Raw genomic sequence first — 364 nt, forward strand, 5'->3', positions numbered from 1 at the left:
CTCAAGAACATCAAGAACTTAAAGAAGGATGTTGAAATTCTGCTGTGGCTATTTAGCGATAATGAGGAAACGGAAGAAGAATGGCAGAAGGAAAAAGTAACGTATAAGCCGAACTCGATAGAAATGGTTCCGATACCCGCCGGAACATTTACCATGGGCGGTTTCAGCACCGAATCAATATCATGGGACAGTGAACGCCCGCGACATCAGGTAACGTTAAGCGGATTTAAAATGGGCAGGTATGAGGTAACGCAGGAGCAGTATCAGTCGGTAATGGGAAAAAACCCGAGCCATTTTTACAGCAACTCGAGAAAAGGGGAAATTCAAGAGAAACGCCCGGTGGACAGCGTAAGCTGGTACGACG

General features: G+C 46.2%; 1 protein-coding gene. It reads left to right on the forward strand.

The window, feature by feature from the left end; all coding sequences use genetic code 11:
* Window positions 1-364, forward strand: a 364-nt coding sequence (locus tag ACYVTD_RS18050; RefSeq protein WP_461248988.1) for a formylglycine-generating enzyme family protein, incomplete at both ends; no start/stop codon positions are given.

It is taken from the genome of Treponema sp. R6D11, from assembly GCF_054786075.1.